Source organism: Cellulomonas sp., from assembly GCF_036279715.1.
GTDB lineage: Bacteria > Actinomycetota > Actinomycetes > Actinomycetales > Cellulomonadaceae > Cellulomonas_A.
In genome coordinates this window covers 1-17224 of sequence record NZ_DASUIR010000047.1, presented here as the reverse complement: position 1 = coordinate 17224, position 17224 = coordinate 1, and the positions used below count along the sequence as shown (strand labels likewise).

Below are 17224 nucleotides of genomic sequence, written 5' to 3'. Positions count from 1 at the left end.
GGGCGAGGTAACAGTCCGAACGCCCGTACCCGTACTGGGCATGTCCGCTCATCAGCATGTGCGGATGGTCGCGCTGCCCGGCCGCCAAAGGCTGAATTGCACACGCGACCCGACAGGGACACGGCCAGTGAGGCCTGTCCCCGATGGTCCACGCCTCCCCCGGCCCGCGCACAGCCGCTAGGGTCGCGGGCGTGAGTCAACGGGTGCGGCGCGCGACGGTCGAGGATGCCACCGAGCTCGCCTGGCTCGCGGCCGTCACCTTCCCGCTCGCCTGCCCGCCGGGGTCGACACCCGCGGACCAGCAGGCGTTCATCGATGCAGTCCTGTCGGCCGAGCGGTTCACCGCCTACCTCACCGACTCCGCGCGGCTGCTGCTCGTCGCGCACGACGACGCGCTGCCCGAGCCGATCGGCTACACGATGCTCGTCGAGGGTGAGCCGACCGACGCCGAGGTCCGGGCAGCGATCACGCTGCGGCCGACCGTCGAGCTGTCGAAGTGCTACGTGCTGCCGGGCCACCACGGGCAGGGTGTCGCCTCCGCCCTCATGGCCGCGAGCCTCGACGCCGCACGACGCACGGGCGCCCGCGGGATCTGGCTCGGCGTCAACCAGCTCAACGAGCGGGCCCAGGGGTTCTACCGGCGGACCGGGTTCGTGCGCGTCGGCACCAAGCACTTCCAGGTCGGCGACCGACTCGAGGACGACTTCGTCCTCGAGCTCGCGCTCTGAGCGGGATGCCGCGCCCCGCGACGACCACTGGTCGGTGTCAGCGTGGGGCGGCGTCCTGCTCGTCGGCGGTCGTCAGCACGGGCCACCCGTCGGCGTCCCAGGCGACCTTGCGGATCGCGAGCTGGAAGTCCCCGCCGAGGTGCGTCGCGTAGTAGTGGAACGCGAGATAGCCGTTCGAGTACGACTCGCCGCCCGGTCCGACCATGTCGCCGCGCGTCGCGAGCAGCTCCTCCCCGCCGTCGGTAGCCATGTCCGCCCCTGACCGGTCCACGTACGGCCCAGTGACGGCGCGCGAGCGTCCGACCACCATGTTGTAGGTGGAGGCGCTCGCGCGGCAGCACAGGTCGCGCGACACGAACAGGTAGAACCAGCCGTCGTGCCGCACGATCGTCGGCGCCTCGATCGCGTTCGGCGGCACGATGTGCGACGCGAGGTGGACCGGGGGGACGGAACGGTCGGCCGGCATGCCGCTCGGCCACTCGAGCCTGATCATCTGGATGCCGCCCCAGAACGACCCGAAAGCCATCCAGGGCGTGCCGTCGGCGTCCTCGACGATGCCCGGATCGATCGCGTTGTAGTCCGTCGACCCGGGGGTCGAGCGCCACACCTCGCCGCGGTCGACCCAGGCGTACGCGGGGTCGGCGGCGTCGAGGGTCGTGTTGGTGAGCAGCCCGATGACCGAGCGGTTGGAACCGAACGAGGACGCCGCGTAGTACAGGTAGTACGTGCCGTCGTGCAGATGGACGTCGGGCGCCCAGAAGTTCGTGACGCCCGGCACCGCGGCGCGCACCCAGGCCGGCTCGCTCGCGGCGTCCCAGACGGTGCCGGCCGTGGTCCACGCGTGCCCGTCGGGCGACGTGCGGATCTGGATCGCACCCTTGGCGACGCTCGCGTCGCCCGTCGAGAACACGTACCAGGGCTGGCCCGCGGTGCCCGCGACGATCGCCGGGTCGTGCGCGCGGAGGTCGCCCGACAGCTCGAGCGCCGTCGCGGCGGCGCTCGCCGAGCCGGGGCCGCCCGATACCCGCCACCAGAAGGCTCCCCCGGCGGCCATCAGCACGGCGATCACGACGACGAGTGCGACGCGTCTCGAGACGAGCGGTGCGCGCACGCGGTCAGCTGCCCAGCCGGACGACGTTCCACGACACCGGGGGCACCTGGACCGTGAGCCGGCCGTCGACGAGCGCCGCCGTCGAGTTGTGCCGCGGGAGCACCGAGGTCGCGTCGTCGACCGTCGCGGCCCACGTGTGGTCGGGGTTCGCGAGCGACGTGGCCGCCGCTACTCGGGCGAGACCGGGCAACGACCGCACGTCGACGCTGAGCTCGACCGTCTCGGTGAGCGAGCGGTTGACCGCGAACAGCGCGACGGCACCCGTCTCGGGGTCCCACGTCGCGACCGCGTCGACGACGGGGACCGCGCCGAACTTGGCCGTCTCGTACGTCGGCGTGTCGATCGCGACCTGGAGGACGTCCCCGACCGCGTGCTCCGAGGCCTGCGCGAACGGGTGGAACGTCGTCTGCCGCCAAGACCGACCGCCGGGCTCGGTCATGATGGGCGCGATGACGTTGACGAGCTGCGCGAGGCTCGCCGAGTGCACACGATCCGTGTGACGCAGCAACGAGATGAGCAGGTTGCCGACGACGACGGCGTCGGCGACGTTGTACCGGTCCTCGAGCAGGACGGGCGCGACGGGCCAGTCGTGGCCCGTCGGGGGCTTCGACTCGGCGCGCTGCTGGTACCAGACGTTCCACTCGTCGAATGAGATGTGGATGCGCTTGGCCGCTCGCTTGGCCGACCGCACCGCGTCGGCGGTCGCGGTGACCGACTCGACGAACTGGTCCATGTCGACCGCCGACGCGAGGAACGAGCCGAGGTCGCCGTCCTCCTCCCAGTAGTACGCGTGCGCCGAGATGTAGTCGACGTGCTCATACGCCTCGCCGAGCACGATGCGTTCCCACTCGCCGAACGTCGGCATGTGCCGACCCGACGAGCCGCACGCGACCAGCTCGAGGTCCGGGTCGATCATCCGCATGGCGCGGGCCGTCTCGGCCGCGAGGCGCCCGTACTCGTGGGCAGTCTTGTGCCCGATCTGCCACGGCCCGTCCATCTCGTTCCCGAGGCACCACATCCGGACGTCGTGCGGAGCGACGGCACCGTTGGCGCGACGCAGGTCGGACAGCCGGGTGCCGCCGCGCACGTTGCAGTACTCGAGCAGGTCGAGGGCCTCCTGGACACCGCGCGTCCCGAGGTTGACGGCCATCATCGGCTCGGTGCCCGCCTTGGCCGACCAGCGCATGAACTCGTCGACGCCGACGAGGTTCGGGTCGGACGAGTGCCACGCGAGGTCGAGCCGCGTCGGACGGTCTGCTCGCGGCCCGACGCCGTCCTCCCACCGGTACCCGGAGACGAAGTTGCCGCCCGGGTAGCGCACGGTCGAGATGCCGAGCTCGCGCGTGAGGTCGATGACGTCGCCGCGGAACCCGTCCTCGTCCGCGGTCGGGTGCCCGGGGTCATGGATGCCGGTGTAGACGCAGCGACCCAGGTGCTCGACGAACGATCCGAAGGTGCGGCGCCGGACGGGCCCTACACGAAACGCGGGGTCGAGGGTGAGCGAGACGGGCAGCATGCGTGCTCCTTGTCGGCAGTGACGAGTCGCGGGCCATCGGCCCTCCCCTGAACGCGGGTTCTACATCGTTGTAGACGCATCATGCCTGCCGGCCCCGGCTCCGTCAACACCGTCGCCCGAGCAGAGATCCGGCTCGCCGGGATGTCCGTTACTCGATCGTTGCTTGACCCGACGCGCGCGGCATGCCATGTTGTGCAACGTTGTAGATACGAGGTCAAGGGCGATCCCGTCGTCGACGCTCCGGCGCCGGCGAAGCTGAGGAACCGCCGACGGCACGCGCCGTCGCCCGGTTCACCCGCATCGCTCTCGACCTCTCGCACCACCTAGGGAGGCAGCACCGCGAGCGCACCGAGCCACCTCGGCGCCTCGTCCGGAACGCCGGCCGCCGGCTCCCTTCGCCCCGCGACGGTGCTGCACCGTCGCCCACGCAGCACCACGAGACCGCACGACGGACGTGCTCCTCCGCAGGACCGCACCTGTGCATCGCCGCACATCACCGAGAGGAAGATCATCGATGAAGAGATCCCTAGCCGTCGGCACAGCCGCCGTCGGACTGCTGGCCCTGGCGCTCGGCGCATGCTCGAGCGGCGGCGGCGGAACCACCGCCACCGACGGGACATCAGGTGCCGCGACGGCAGCCGCAGGCGCAGGCGGCTCCGGCTCGTGCACCAACAAGATCGTCCACGCGGACGCCAAGCAGGTCACGGTGTGGGCCTGGTACCCGGCGTTCGAGCAAGTCGTCGACCTGTTCAACAACTCGCACACGGACCTCCAGATCTGCTGGAGCAACGCGGGCCAGGGCAACGACGAGTACACGAAGTTCAGCACCGCGGTCGAGGCCGGCTCCGGAGCGCCCGACGTCGTCATGCTCGAGACCGAGGTCCTGTCGAGCTTCACGATCCGCAACGCGCTCGTCGACCTGTCGAAGTACGGCGCGGCCGACGTCAAGAAGAACTACTCCGACGGCGTCTGGAAGGACGTCACGAGCGGCTCCGCGGTCTACGCGATCCCCGTCGACGGCGGCCCGATGGGCATGCTCTACCGCAAGGACCTGTTCGACAAGGCCGGCATCACGACACCCCCGACCACGTGGGACGAGTTCGCTGCCGACGCGCAGAAGATGCGCGACTCCGGCTCGAAAGCGCTCTTCACCGACTTCCCGACGAACGGGCGCGCCTACCTGCAGGCGCTCTTCGCGCAGAAGGGCTCGGCGCCCTACGTCTACGACGCCGCCAAGCCGACCGACGTCTCGATCAAGCTGAACGACCAGGGCAGCAAGGACGTCATGAAGTACTGGCAGGGCCTCGTCGACAAGGGCCTCGTCGGCACCGACGACGCGTTCACGACGGACTACAACACCAAGCTCGTCGACGGCAGCTACGCCGTCTACCTCGCCGCGGCGTGGGGCCCGGGCTACCTGTCCGGGCTGTCGGGCACCGACCCGACAGCCGTCTGGCAGGCCGCGCCGATCCCGCAGTGGGACGCGTCCTCGCCGGTCCAGATCAACTGGGGCGGGTCGACCTTCGCGGTCACGTCGCAGGCGAAGGACCCGGCGGCCGCGGCCACGGTCGCGAAGGAGGTCTTCGGCACCGAGGAGGCGTGGAAGGTCGGCATCGAGAAGGGCGCGCTGTTCCCGCTGTGGAGGCCCATCCTCGAGTCGGACTACTTCACGAACCTCGCGTACCCGTTCTTCGGCGGCCAGAAGATCAACCAGGACGTCTTCCTCAAGGCGTCGCAGGGCTACAAGGGCTTCACGTGGAGCCCGTTCCAGAACTTCGCCTACGACAAGCTGACCGAAGAGGCCAACGCTGCGGTCGTGCAGAAGACGAAGTCGACGGATGACGCGATCGACAACCTCCAGAAGACGGTCGTCGACTACGCCAAGGCCCAGGGCTTCACGGTCAAGTAGTCCGTAGGGCACGTCGCCAGGTCGGGTCGGAAGCAGATCCGACCCGGCGACGGACCCGTCCTCGACACTGGGAGATCCCATGACCAACCCCACAGCGACCGGGGCGCACGCCACGCTGCCGACCGACCAGCGGATGCCTCGCACCGCGATCGCGCTCAATCCTCGCGCCGGGCACGACCGGCGCCGCCAGCGGTTCGGCTGGGCCTTCGTCGCACCGTTCGCGGTCGTCTTCGCGGTGTTCCTGGTCGCCCCGCTCGGGTATGCCTTCTGGTTGAGCCTGCAGACGAAGACGCTGGCCGCCGGCACGCACTTCTCGGGCCTGGGCAACTACAAGCAAGCCTTCACCGACCCGCTGTTCCTCCAGGGCGTCTGGCTGGTGGCGCGCTTCGCGCTCATCCTCATCCCGCTGCAGATGCTCGTGTCGCTCGTCGCGGCGCTCGTCCTCGACAACCTCACGACGCGGCTGTCACGGTTCGCCCGGCTCGCGATCTTCGTGCCGTATGCGGTCCCGGTCGTCATCGGCGCCCTCATGTGGGGATTCCTCTACAGCCCGCGCTTCGGGCCGCTCAAGTCCCTGTTCGGCCTGTTCGGCGCCGACGCGCCCTTCCTGCTCAGCCCGCAGAACGTCTTCGGGGGGCTCATCAACGTCGTGACCTGGCAGTGGGCCGGGTACTACATGATCATCATCTACTCGGCCCTGCGGGGGATCGACCCCTCGATCTACGAGGCGGCCCGCATCGACGGCGCCAAGGGCTGGCAGATCGCCACGCGCATCAAGGTCCCGATGATCTCCTCGGCGCTCATCCTGATCCTCGTGTTCGCGCTCATCGGCACGCTGCAGTTCTTCACCGAGCCGCAGGTCCTGCGGCCGGTCGCGGCCGGGTCGATCAACTCGTCGTACACACCCAACATGTACGCGTTCACGCTCGCGTTCTCCTACTCGCAGTTCAACTACGCGTCGGCGATCTCCTTCGCGCTCGGCGCCGTGGTGTTCATCGGGTCGTACGCGTTCCTGTTCATGACCCGCAAGAAGAACGGACTCGTCTGATGGCCGCCCTGCTCGTCGACGAGACCACGCGCGAGGCGCCCCGCCAGAACGGTCGTCGCGGGTCCACGCGGCGTCGCCAGCCGTGGTCGCACGTCCTGCTGATCATCCTTGCCGCGTACTTCGTGGTCCCGCTCTGGTGGCTGATCGTCGCCAGCACGAAGGACATCAACGGGCTGTTCACCGGAGCGCACGGCCCGATGTGGTTCGACGACACATTCAGCTTCGTCACCAACATCAAGCAGCTCTTCACGCAGAACGGCGGCCTGTACTGGCGTTGGCTCGGCAACTCGTTCCTGTACGCCTTCACCGGCGGCATCGGCGCGACGATCCTCGCGGTCCTCGCGGGCTACGGGTTCGCCAAGTACAAGTTCCGCGGGCGCAACTTCTTCTTCGCGATGCTGCTCGGCTCGGTGATGGTGCCGCTGACCGCCCTGGTGATCCCCACGTTCGTCCTCCTGGCGCACTTCCACCTGACGAACACGATCTGGGCGGTCATCCTGCCGTCACTGCTCAACCCGTTCGGGGTCTACCTGATGCGGGTGTACACGCAGGACGCGGTCCCGGACGAGATGCTCGACGCCGCCCGCGTCGACGGAGCGGGCGAGGTCCGCACGTTCTTCTCCGTGGCGCTCCCGCTGCTCAAGCCGGCACTCGTCACGGTGCTACTCCTGTCGGTCGTCGGCACGTGGAACAACTACTTCCTGCCGCTCGCGGTGCTCTCCGACACCAAGCTGCTCCCGGTCACGGTCGGGCTCGGCGCCTGGCAGGCCCAGTCGACGTCCGGTGCGGCCGGAACCCAGCTGTGGAACCTCGTGGTCACCGGGTCGCTCATCTCGATCATCCCGTTGATCATCTCGTTCCTCGCGCTGCAGAAGTACTGGCAGAGCGGGCTCTCGCTCGGCAGCATCAAGTAGCGAACGGCCCGTGCCGACGCGGTCTGCGCACCGTCTGACCCGGTGCGCAGACCGCGTCGTCGTCAGCGGGGCTGCGGTGCCGTGGAGCCGCGGACGGCGATCGTGTACTGCGCGACGACCTCGATCGGGGGGCGCCGCGCGCCGCCGGCCGCGATCTGGTCCACGAGGAGCTTGACGGCCGTCTCGGCGATCTCCTCGCGACCGGGGACGACCGACGTCAGCGGCGGCGAGGAGTAGCTCGCCTCGTCGATGTCGTCGAACCCGATGACCGCGACCTGACCGGGGACGTCGATCCGGCGGTCGTGCAGCACGTGCATCGCGCCGAGCGCCATCGCGTCGTTGAGGCCGAACACCGCGTCGATCTCGACGCCCGAGTCGAGCAGCCGGGTCATCGCCGCCGCGCCGGTCGACCGGTGCCACAGCCCGGCATCGCCGAGGAGCGCGGGGTCGAACTCGATGCCGGCGGCGTCGAGCGCCTGGCGGTAGCCCCGCTCACGCAGCGCGGCGGAACCCATGGTCTCGCCGGGGTGGGTGCCGATCAGCGCGATCCGTCGTCTGCCCAGGCCGATGAGGTGCTCCGTCGCGGCGCGCGAGCCGTCGACGTTGTTCATCGTCACGTGGTCGGCCGGCCCACCAAAGATGCGCTCACCGAGCAGCACCATCGGGAAGTCGACGTCGAACGACGCCTTGTCCTGCTCGCCGAGGTCGAGCGGGGAGAAGATCAAGCCGTCGGTGAGGTGGCGGCGCTGGCCGGAGAGCACATCGAGCTCGCGCTGGCGGACCGCGCCGGTCTGCTCGATGAGCACGGTCAGACCGACCGCCTCCGCCGCGCGGATCACCGAGTCCGCGAGCTCCGCAAAGTACGGCAGGCTCAGCTCGGGGACGGCGAGCCCGATCATGCCGGTGCGGCCCTGGCGCAGGTTCCGCGCGGTGATGTTCACCTGGTAGCCGAGCTCGCCGATGGCCGTCTCGACCTTGGCCCGCGTTGCCGGCCGGATGAACTGGTAGCCGTTGACGACGTTGGAGACGGTCTTGACGGAGACGCCCGCCAGCGCCGCGACGTCGTGCATCGTCGCCGTGCCCGCTCGCCTCGGAGCCTTCACCGTTGCCGCCCTCTCCGCTGTCTCCGTTGGTCCAGGGATGTCAGCCGTCGCACCGCCGCGGGCATGTCCGGCGGCCCGCGCGCACTCACTGTGCCAGAGCCGCGCCCAGGCCGGGGCCGGTTCGCGGGTCGCCCGTCGACCGTCCGTCCCTCACCCGAGATTACATCGTTGTACAGGCGAATCGGGCCCAGACGCGGCTCAGGCCCGACATCAGCCGGGCCTGAGCATTCCGCCTACCGCGAGAGCGGTGAGGTCACTTCTTGTTGCGACGCTGGTGACGCGTCTTGCGAAGCAGCTTGCGATGCTTCTTCTTTGCCATCCGCTTGCGACGCTTCTTGATGACGGAGCCCATAGGTCCTCACTCACTTCCGGTGGGAGCGCAGGCGCTCCGGGTGGTCGTCCGATCGACGCGCGGCGCGGTCGATGTTCACACGGATGCTCACAGGGTCGAGACGCCCACGCACGGGAAAGTCCTCCACTACCTTACGGGATCGCCGGGGCGCTGCGCGACGAGCCCCCGGTCTGCCGAGGGGTGACCCGAGCGGTGGCCGGCACGGCACGACACACTGCGCGCCGGACTGCCGGTCAGGACGTCATGCGCTCGGTGTCGATGACCGCGGTCGCGAGGTAGTGGTCGAGCGCGTCCTGCGGCACCCGGAACGACCGACCGACACGCACCGCGGGCATCTCACCCGAATGGAGCAGCCGGTAGACGGTCATCTTCGACACGCGCATGACGTCGGCGACCTCCGCGACGGTCAGGAACCGCACGCGCGGTGGTTGCTCGCTCGACATGGGTCGCTCTTTCACTGGTACCGGCCTGCGAGCCGGCATCGGCGGCCAGTGACGCGGGCCGCGCGATCACCCTAGAGCCTGATGTGGCTCAAGTGAAAGGGGTGGCCAGAGTGACGGCGCGCCTCAGCCGCCGACCAGCCGCCCCATCCGCCGCGTCAGTCGTGCTCGGGGTCGAGCCCGAGCAGGGGGAACACCGCAGCTCGCGTCGCCCGGATGGCCCGGTCGACGTCGTCGGACGGGTCGTAGCCCGCGGCCCAGGGTCGGAACGCACCCGACTCGCCGTCGGTCATGTGCTCGGGTCCGCGCCGTCCGTACCGGCGCACGACCTCCTCCTGCCACTCCTCGGGGACGCGTGCGCCCGGGTCGACCGGGCGGTGCGTCGCGATGCCGATCACGTGCGTCCAGGCCCGCGGCACCACGTCGAGGATCGCGTAGCCACCACCGCCGAGCGCGAGCCACCGACCGCCCGCGACCTCGTGCGCCAGGTCGTGCAGGCGCATCGCGGCGAGACGCTCGGCATCGATGCTCACGCCCAGGTTCGTGATCGGGTCCTCGATATGCGAGTCGCAGCCGTGCTGGCTGACGATCACCTCGGGGGAGAACTCGCGCACGACCGCGGGCACGACCGCGTCGATCGCCCGCAGCCAGGCCGCGTCGCGGGTGTGCGCCGGGAGCGCGACGTTCACCGCGGTGCCCGGCGCGGCGGACCCGCCCGTCTCGCGCGCGTGCCCGGTGCCGGGGAACAGGGTGTGCCCGCTCTCGTGCACCGACACGGTGAGCACCCGGGGGTCGTCCCAGAAGACCTTCTGGACGCCGTCGCCGTGGTGCGCGTCGAGATCCACGTACGCGACCCGCTGCGCGCCCTCGTCGAGCATGCGGTGGATCGCCACCGCCGCATCGTTGTAGATGCAGAAGCCGGAGGCCGCACCGGGCATGGCGTGGTGCATGCCGCCCGTGAGGTTCACCGCGTGCTCCACCTCGCCCCGCCACACCGCGAGCGCTGCCTCGACGCTGCCGGTGACGATGCGCGCCGCCGCCTCGTGCATCCCGCGGAACACCGGGTCGTCGTCCGTGCCGAGGCCGCGGGCCCGGTCGACCGTGCCGCGGTCGGACGCCGCATGCACCGCGGCGACGTAGGCCGGCTCGTGGACGGTCTGGAGCAGCGCGTCCGACGCGGGCCTCGCCCCGACGAGGCGCACGTCGTCGGGGCTCAGGAGGCCGAGCACCCGCGCGAGCTCCATCGTCAGCTCGAGGCGCAGGGGGGCCATCGGGTGACCGGCGCCGAAGTCGTAACCCAGCAGCTCGGGCGCCCACACGACCTGCACGACCGCCGACATGCCCCCACGCTAGCCCCCGCCCTGCATCCTGCCGAGGCGCCGTCGCCGACGCGGTCGACGCTCTCACGGTGCGGAGCGAATGACGTCCGCGTGGCGCGTCGTGTCACAGTGGTGCCGTCAGGGTCCCGATCCGGTGCCGGAACGGACGCGTGGGTACGGGAGGTGTCATGGCTCGGGGCCTCCCGAGTGCGCTCTGGGCCGGCCGCGAGCTCGTGGACCGGCTCGCGCGCCAGTCCCCCGCCCGGCTCGCCATCGGCACCTTCGCCGGCGTCGTCGGTATCGTCACCGTGCTGCTGTCAATGCCGTGGGCGACCGCGTCCGGGCACCGCGCACCGCTGGTCGACGCGCTCTTCACCGCGACGTCGGCCGTGTGCGTGACCGGGCTCGTCACGGTCCCGACCGGGACGTACTGGTCGACCGCGGGGCAGGCGGCGATCCTCGTCGCGATCAAGGTCGGCGGGCTGGGGGTCATGACCCTCGCCTCGATCCTCGGGCTCGCCGTGTCCCGGCGCATCGGCCTCACGCAGCGCATCCTGGCGGCGGCCGAGACGAGGACGACCCGCCTCGGCGAGGTCGGCTCCCTCGTGCGCACCGTCGTCATCACCTCGACGAGCCTCGAGGTCGCCATCGCGCTGCTGCTCGTCCCGAGGTTCCGGATGCTCGGCCAGGACTGGGGCCAGTCCACCTGGCACGGGGTGTTCTACGCGGTGTCAGCCTTCAACAACGCAGGCTTCGTGCCGACGGCCGAGGGTCTGGCGCCGTACATCTCCGACTGGTGGGTCCTGCTCCCCATCATCATCGGGGTGTTCATCGGGTCGCTCGGCTTCCCGGTGATCCTCGAGGTCGCTCGCCACCTGCGCAGCCCCCGCCGCTGGAACCTGCACGCGAAGCTGACGATCGTCACGAGCCTCGCACTCGTCGCCGTCGGGTCGCTCCTCGTCGCGGCGTTCGAGTGGACCAACCCGGCGACCTTCGGGCAGCTCGACGCACCGGGGACGGTCCTCGCCTCGCTCTTCGCGGGGGTCATGCCGCGCTCCGCCGGGTTCTCCACCGTGGACGTCGGGCAGATGCACGAGGGCACCTGGCTGCTCAACGACGCGCTCATGTTCGTCGGCGGCGGGTCCGCGTCGACCGCGGGCGGCATCAAGGTCACGACGCTCGCCATCATGCTCCTCGCGATCCTCGCCGAGGCGCGCGGCGACCGGGACGTCGAGGCGTTCGGTCGGCGCATCCCGCGCGAGGCGCTGCAGGTCGCGATCGCCGTCTCGCTCGTGAGTGCGACGATCGTGCTCGTCGCGTGCCTCGTCCTGCTCGCGATCACCGACCTCAGGCTCGACACGGTGCTGTTCGAGGTCGTCTCCGCGTTCGCGACGTGCGGGCTGTCGACCGGCATCACTGCCCGGCTGCCCGACGCGGGCAAGTACGTCCTGACCGTTCTCATGTTCGTCGGCCGAGTCGGCACCATGACGCTCGCCGCAGCCCTCGCGCTGCGCAACCGTCGTCGGGTGATCCGGTTCCCGGAAGAGAGGCCCATCATTGGCTGACACCGCGCGGGGACCCGAGGGTGCCCGCACCTCCAAGAAGGACGCCGGCGTGCTCGTGATCGGCCTGGGCCGGTTCGGCTCGGCGCTCGCCGGCACGCTCGACCGGCTCGGCCAGGACGTCCTGGCCGTCGAGAAGTCGCCCGAGCTCGTCGCCCAGTGGGCCGGACGGCTCCCGCTCGTCGAGGCCGACTGCACCAACCCCGACGCGCTCGAACAGCTCGGCGCCCGTGACTTCCCGGTGGCGGTCGTCGGGGTCGGGTCGTACCTCGAGGCGAGCGTGCTCATCACCGGCAACCTCGTCGACCTCGGCACCCCGCAGATCTGGGCCAAGGCGGTCAGCACCGAGCACGCACGGATCCTGCGGCGGATCGGGGCGCACCACATCGTGCTGCCCGAGGCCGACGCCGGCGCCCGCGTCGCCCACCTGGTGTCCGGGAAGATGCTCGACTACATCGAGGTCGAGGACGGCTTCACGATCGTCAAGATGCGCCCGCCGCGCGAGACGCAGGGGTTCACGATCGCGCAGTCGAAGATCCGGGAGCGGTACGGCGTCACCGTGATCGGGGTGAAGAGCCCCGGGCTGGACTTCGTCTACGCCACGCCCGAGACACGCATCTCAGCGAACGACCTCCTCATCGTGTCCGGGCACGCCGACCTGCTCGAACGGTTCTCGGCGCGGCCGTAGGGGTGCCGTCGTCCCGGCTATCGTCGTCGCGCCGCGATCGCCCGCTGCAGCACCACGAAGGCCAGCAGCAGCACGCCGATGAAGATCTTGGTCCACCACGAGCTCAGGGTGCCCTGGAACGTGATGATCGTCTGGATCAGCCCGAGGACGAGGACGCCGAGGACCGACCCGAGGACGAAGCCGCTCCCGCCGGTCAGCAGCGTCCCGCCGATGACCACGGCCGCGATCGCGTCGAGCTCCATGCCGACGCCCGTCAGCGAGTAGCCCGAGCGGGAGAAGATGCTGAACAGGAAGCCGCCGATGCCCGCGCACGTCCCGCTGATCACGTACACGAGGACCTTCGTCCGGGCGACAGGCAGACCCATGAGCACCGCGGAGCTCTCACCGCCGCCGATCGCGTACACGGTGCGGCCGAACCGCGTGTAGTGGAGCACGTAGAACGCCGCAGCGACGACGACGAGCGCGATGATGCCGCTCGGCGTGATCGTCCACGTGTCCCCGACGGGGATGCGCGTGCTGGAGAGCCACACGATGGTCGGGTCGGTGATGGGGATCGACGACAGGCTGATGACGTAGCAGAGCCCGCGCGCGAGGAACATCGCGGCGAGCGTCGCGATGAACGGCTGGATCTCGAACACGTGGACCATGACGCCCACGACGAGACCGAGCGCCGAGCCGATGAGGATCACGAGGGGGATGACGACGAACGCCGGCCACCCGCTCTCGAACAGCGAGGCCGCCGTGATCCCGGACAGCGCGACGACGGCCCCCACCGACAGGTCGATGCCGCCGGTGATGATCACGAAGGTCATCCCCACCGCGAGCACGATGAGATAGGAGTTGTTGATGAACAGGTTGGACACCACGCGGCCCGAGAGGAAGTTCTCGTAGCGCAGCCCCCCGACCGCGAACATCAGCACCAGGACGACGAGTGCCCCGAGCACGGGCAGGAACCGCCGGTCCACGTGCACCGATCGGGCCACGCGGGTCAACCGGGAGCGGGGACCGCCGGGCACGGTGCGGGTCACGTCCGTCGTCGTCAGGACGTCGGGAGGGGTCATCAGGCACCCACCTTCGCGGGGACGGGGGCGACGACGGGGACGCGTCGTCTCGAGGCGAGCCGGGTCCGGACCACCGGGGACTGCATGATGCAGACGGCGATGACGACGACCGCCTTGAACAGCGGGGTGACCGCGGGCGGCACACCCAGGATCGTCACGGTGAGCGTGAGGGTCTGGATCACGAGCACGCCCACGAGCGTCCCGGCGAGCGAGAACTTGCCGCCCGCGAGGGAGGTCCCGCCGATCACGACCGCAAGGATCGCGTCGAGCTCGATGAACAGCCCCGCGTTGTTCGCGTCCGCCGCCATGACGTTGGAGCTGATCATGAGCCCGGCGATACCGGCGAACAGCCCAGCGATCGCGTACACGGTCCAGATGATCGTCCGCGCCTGGACGCCCGCGAGCCGACTGGCCTGCGGGTTGATGCCGACCGACTCGATGAGCATGCCCAGTGCCGTGCGGCGCGTCACGAACGCGACGATCGCGAAGAGCCCGCCTGCGACGAGGACCGCGACCGGGACGGCGAGCCAGTACCCGGAGCCGATGATCTTGTAGGGCGGGCTGTTGATCGTGGTGATCTGCCCGCCGGTGATGAGCATCGCGATGCCGCGGCCCGCCGTCATGAGCACGAGCGTCGCGATGATCGGTTGGATGCCCACGACCGAGACGAGGAACCCGTTCCACGCCCCGAGGACGAGGGAGAGCACGGCGGCGATCCCGACCGCGGTGAGCACGGTCACGACCCCGGTCGGGTCCGCCGACGACGCGATGTAGCTGCACGCGACCGCGCCCGCGATCGCCACGACGGCGCCCACCGACAGGTCGATGCCGCGCGTCGCGATGACGAGCGTCATCCCGACGGCCACGAGCAGCAGCGGCGAGCTGTTCCGGAGGATGTCGATGAGCGCCCCGAACAGGTGACCGTCCTGGACGCGGATGTTGACGAAGTGCGTCGTCTTGATGGTGTTGGCCACGAGCAGCGCGAGAAGCGCCATGACGGGCCAGAAGATCTTGCTCCCGACGAACGTCTTCCACGCCGTCATGAGGCCCGCCCTCCGCTCGCGATGAGCTCGACGATGTCGTCGACGCCGACATCCGAGTTCTCGATGTCGGCGATCTTGTGGTGGTCACGCAGGACCGCGACCCGGTGGCTCACCCGCAGGACCTCCTCGAGCTCCGAGGAGATGAACACCACGGACATGCCGTCGCGCGCCAGCTCGGTCACGAGGCGCTGGATCTCCGCCTTCGTGCCGACATCGATGCCGCGGGTCGGCTCGTCGAGCACCAGGAGCTTCGGTGCGGTCGCGAGCCAGCGCGCGAGCAGGACCTTCTGCTGGTTGCCGCCCGAGAGGTTGCGGGCGGGGATGTCCGGGTTCGGCGGGCGGATGTCGAGCGCCGCGATGTACTGCTGCACGATGTCGTCGGCGCGGCGTGCGGGGATGCGCCGGGTCCACCCGCGCTCGGCCTGCAGGCCGAGCAGGATGTTCTCGCGCATCGTCAGGTCGGCGACGATGCCCTCCGCCTTGCGATCCTCTGAGGAGTACGCGATCTTGCGTGCGAGCGCCGACCGCGGCGTGCGCAGGTGCACGACCGCGTCGTCCATGCGCGTCTGGCCGTGGTCCGGCCGGTCGGCGCCCGTGAGCAGGCGCGCGAGCTCGGTGCGGCCGGAGCCGAGCAGTCCGGCGAGCCCGACGACCTCCCCCGCGTACAGGTCGAGGTCGAACGGCTCGATGGCTCCGCGCCGACCGAGGCCGATCGCCTGGAGGTACGGCGTGGTGTGCGTGCGCGCCGCGACCGACTGCTTGGGTGCCACCTCGAGCTCTTCGAGGACCGCGAGCGACGTGCCGATCATCTTCGAGATCAGGTCGAGGCGCGGCAGCGCGCTCGTGACGTACTCGCCGACGAGCTGTCCGTTGCGCAGGACCGTCATGCGGTCGGAGATCTCGTAGACCTGCTCGAGGAAGTGGGACACGAAGAGGATGGCGACGCCGCGGTCGCGCAGCGAGCGCATGACCGTGAACAGCTGCTGCACCTCGCCGGCGTCGAGGCTCGAGGTCGGCTCGTCGAGGATGAGGACCTTGGCGTCGACGACCATGGCTCGGCAGATGGCCACGAGCTGCTGCACGGCGAGCGAGTGGGCCGAGAGCGACGACCTCGGGTCGATGGTGAGGTTGAGGCGTGCGAGGTAGGTCGCGGCTTCGGCCCTCGTGGCGCGCCAGTCGATCGAGCCCCCGCGCCGCGGCTCGTGGCCAAGCATGATGTTCTCCGCGACCGTGAGGTTGGCGCAGAGGTTGACCTCTTGGTAGACGGTGCTGATGCCGGCGGCCTGCGCGGCCGCGGGGCCGGCGAAGGCCTGCTCGGTTCCGTCGACGACGATCGACCCGGAGTCGACCGTGTAGACGCCGGTGAGGGCCTTGATGAGCGTGGACTTGCCGGCACCGTTCTCCCCCATGAGGGCGTGGATCTCGCCGGGGCGGAGGGTGAAGTCGACGTTCTGGAGCGCCTTGACACCGGGGAACTCGATCGAGATGGCGCGCATCTCGACGGCGGCGGGTGATTCGGTCATGCGACGGCCTTCCGACGGGCGGGTGCCGGGCCGGACGACACCGGTGGCGAACCACCGGTGTCGTCCGGCCGTGACACTGTGCTGACCAGCGGAGCTCGCGCTCCCGGCGCGCTCAGTACTTGCGCGTCGGGAGAGCGGCCTTGGCCTGCTCCTGCGTGAACGTGGTCTCCGTCGTGATGATGCGCTTCTCGGGCGTCTTGCCCGCCATGACCTGCTTCACGACGTCGGCGAGCTGCTGACCGAGCAGCGGCGAGCACTCGGCGATGAAGTTGATCTTGCCGTCGGCCAGCGCCTGCATGCCGTCGTGGACCGCGTCGACCGTGACGATCTTGATGTCCTTGCCCGGGACCTTGCCTGCGGCCTCGATGGCCTCGATCGCGCCGAGACCCATGTCGTCGTTGTGGGCGAAGACGAGGTCGATGCTCGGGTTGGCCTGCAGGAAGCCCTCCATGACCGTCTTGCCCTCGGAACGCGTGAAGTTGCCGGTCTGGGACGCGATGATCTTGAGGTTCGTGTGCGACGCGATGGCGTCCTTGAAGCCCGCCATGCGGTCGTTCGCCGGGGCGGAGCCGGTCGTGCCCTGCAGCTCGACGATGTTGGTCGGCTTGTCACCGAACTCCTTGACGGCCCAGTCACCCGCGGCCTTGCCCTCCTTGACGAAGTCGGACCCGAGGAACGTCACGTACAGCGACGTGTCCTTGGAGTCGACCGCACGGTCGGTGAGCACGACGGGGATCTTGGCGGCCTTGGCCTCCTCGAGAACCGCGTCCCAGCCGGACTCGACGACCGGGGAGAACGCGATGACGTCGACACCCTGCGCGATGTAGGTCCGGATCGCCTGGATCTGGTTCTCCTGCTTCTGCTGGGCGTCGGAGAACTTCAGGTCGAACCCGTTCGCCTTGGTGAG

General features: G+C 69.9%; 16 protein-coding genes. 6 read left to right on the top strand and 10 right to left on the bottom strand.

The window, feature by feature from the left end; translation table 11 throughout:
- Positions 1-191: 191 nt before the first annotated feature.
- Positions 192-728, top strand: coding sequence for a GNAT family N-acetyltransferase (locus VFW79_RS05150; RefSeq protein WP_329676246.1), 537 nt, complete (start codon positions 192-194; stop codon positions 726-728).
- Positions 729-765: 37 nt separating this feature from the next.
- Here the strand turns inward: VFW79_RS05150 and VFW79_RS05145 are convergent, their stop codons facing one another.
- Positions 766-1839 (bottom strand): arabinan endo-1,5-alpha-L-arabinosidase, encoded by a 1074-nt coding sequence (locus VFW79_RS05145; RefSeq protein ID WP_329676245.1) that lies wholly within the window; start codon positions 1837-1839, stop codon positions 766-768.
- Positions 1840-1843: 4 nt separating this feature from the next.
- Entirely contained in the window at positions 1844-3355 is a 1512-nt protein-coding gene (locus VFW79_RS05140) for an alpha-N-arabinofuranosidase (RefSeq protein ID WP_329676244.1), read from the bottom strand.
- 514 nt (positions 3356-3869) lie between these two features.
- Here VFW79_RS05140 and VFW79_RS05135 point away from each other — a divergent pair.
- The 3 genes from VFW79_RS05135 to VFW79_RS05125 all read left to right on the top strand — a co-directional run bounded on the left by VFW79_RS05135 (position 3870) and on the right by VFW79_RS05125 (position 7226).
- On the top strand, positions 3870-5264 hold the full coding sequence (locus VFW79_RS05135; RefSeq protein WP_329676243.1) for an ABC transporter substrate-binding protein: 1395 nt from the start codon (positions 3870-3872) through the stop codon (positions 5262-5264).
- A gap of 79 nt (positions 5265-5343) precedes the next feature.
- The gene (locus VFW79_RS05130; protein WP_329676242.1) at positions 5344-6312 is read left to right on the top strand and encodes a sugar ABC transporter permease; all 969 of its coding nucleotides are present in this window, start codon (positions 5344-5346) and stop codon (positions 6310-6312) included.
- Positions 6312-7226, top strand: coding sequence for a carbohydrate ABC transporter permease (locus tag VFW79_RS05125; RefSeq protein WP_329676241.1), 915 nt, complete (start codon positions 6312-6314; stop codon positions 7224-7226). The genes VFW79_RS05130 and VFW79_RS05125 overlap by 1 nt, the downstream gene beginning before the upstream one ends.
- Before the next feature lie 62 nt (positions 7227-7288).
- Here VFW79_RS05125 and VFW79_RS05120 read toward each other — a convergent pair whose 3' ends face one another.
- The 4 genes from VFW79_RS05120 to VFW79_RS05105 all read right to left on the bottom strand — a co-directional run bounded on the left by VFW79_RS05120 (position 7289) and on the right by VFW79_RS05105 (position 10461).
- Positions 7289-8296, bottom strand: coding sequence for a LacI family DNA-binding transcriptional regulator (locus VFW79_RS05120; RefSeq protein ID WP_329676240.1), 1008 nt, complete (start codon positions 8294-8296; stop codon positions 7289-7291).
- Between the two features lie 286 nt (positions 8297-8582).
- The gene (locus tag VFW79_RS05115; protein WP_003792170.1) at positions 8583-8681 is read right to left on the bottom strand and encodes a 30S ribosomal protein bS22; all 99 of its coding nucleotides are present in this window, start codon (positions 8679-8681) and stop codon (positions 8583-8585) included.
- Between the two features lie 233 nt (positions 8682-8914).
- Positions 8915-9124, bottom strand: coding sequence for a helix-turn-helix domain-containing protein (locus VFW79_RS05110; protein WP_329676239.1), 210 nt, complete (start codon positions 9122-9124; stop codon positions 8915-8917).
- 155 nt (positions 9125-9279) lie between these two features.
- Positions 9280-10461: an acetoin utilization protein AcuC gene (locus tag VFW79_RS05105; RefSeq protein ID WP_329676238.1), complete on the bottom strand. Its 1182-nt coding sequence runs from the start codon at positions 10459-10461 to the stop codon at positions 9280-9282.
- 212 nt (positions 10462-10673) lie between these two features.
- Here VFW79_RS05105 and VFW79_RS05100 point away from each other — a divergent pair, with 212 nt between their 5' ends.
- A complete protein-coding gene (locus VFW79_RS05100; protein WP_414647884.1) occupies positions 10674-12005 on the top strand; it encodes a TrkH family potassium uptake protein in 1332 nt (443 codons plus the stop codon).
- The gene (locus VFW79_RS05095; RefSeq protein ID WP_329676236.1) at positions 11998-12690 is read left to right on the top strand and encodes a TrkA family potassium uptake protein; all 693 of its coding nucleotides are present in this window, start codon (positions 11998-12000) and stop codon (positions 12688-12690) included. The genes VFW79_RS05100 and VFW79_RS05095 overlap by 8 nt, the downstream gene beginning before the upstream one ends.
- A 17-nt stretch (positions 12691-12707) precedes the next feature.
- Here VFW79_RS05095 and yjfF read toward each other — a convergent pair whose 3' ends face one another.
- The 4 genes from yjfF to VFW79_RS05075 form a co-directional block, all read right to left on the bottom strand.
- Positions 12708-13751, bottom strand: coding sequence for a galactofuranose ABC transporter, permease protein YjfF (gene yjfF, locus VFW79_RS05090; protein ID WP_329676235.1), 1044 nt, complete (start codon positions 13749-13751; stop codon positions 12708-12710).
- Positions 13751-14794, bottom strand: coding sequence for an ABC transporter permease (locus VFW79_RS05085; protein WP_329676234.1), 1044 nt, complete (start codon positions 14792-14794; stop codon positions 13751-13753). Before VFW79_RS05085 ends, yjfF begins: the two co-directional genes overlap by 1 nt.
- Positions 14791-16317, bottom strand: a complete 1527-nt coding sequence (locus VFW79_RS05080) for a sugar ABC transporter ATP-binding protein (protein ID WP_329676233.1) — start codon at positions 16315-16317, stop codon at positions 14791-14793. Before VFW79_RS05080 ends, VFW79_RS05085 begins: the two co-directional genes overlap by 4 nt.
- 112 nt (positions 16318-16429) lie before the next feature.
- Positions 16430-17224, bottom strand: a 795-nt coding sequence (locus VFW79_RS05075) for an ABC transporter substrate-binding protein (RefSeq protein ID WP_329676232.1), incomplete at its 5' end; no start/stop codon positions are given.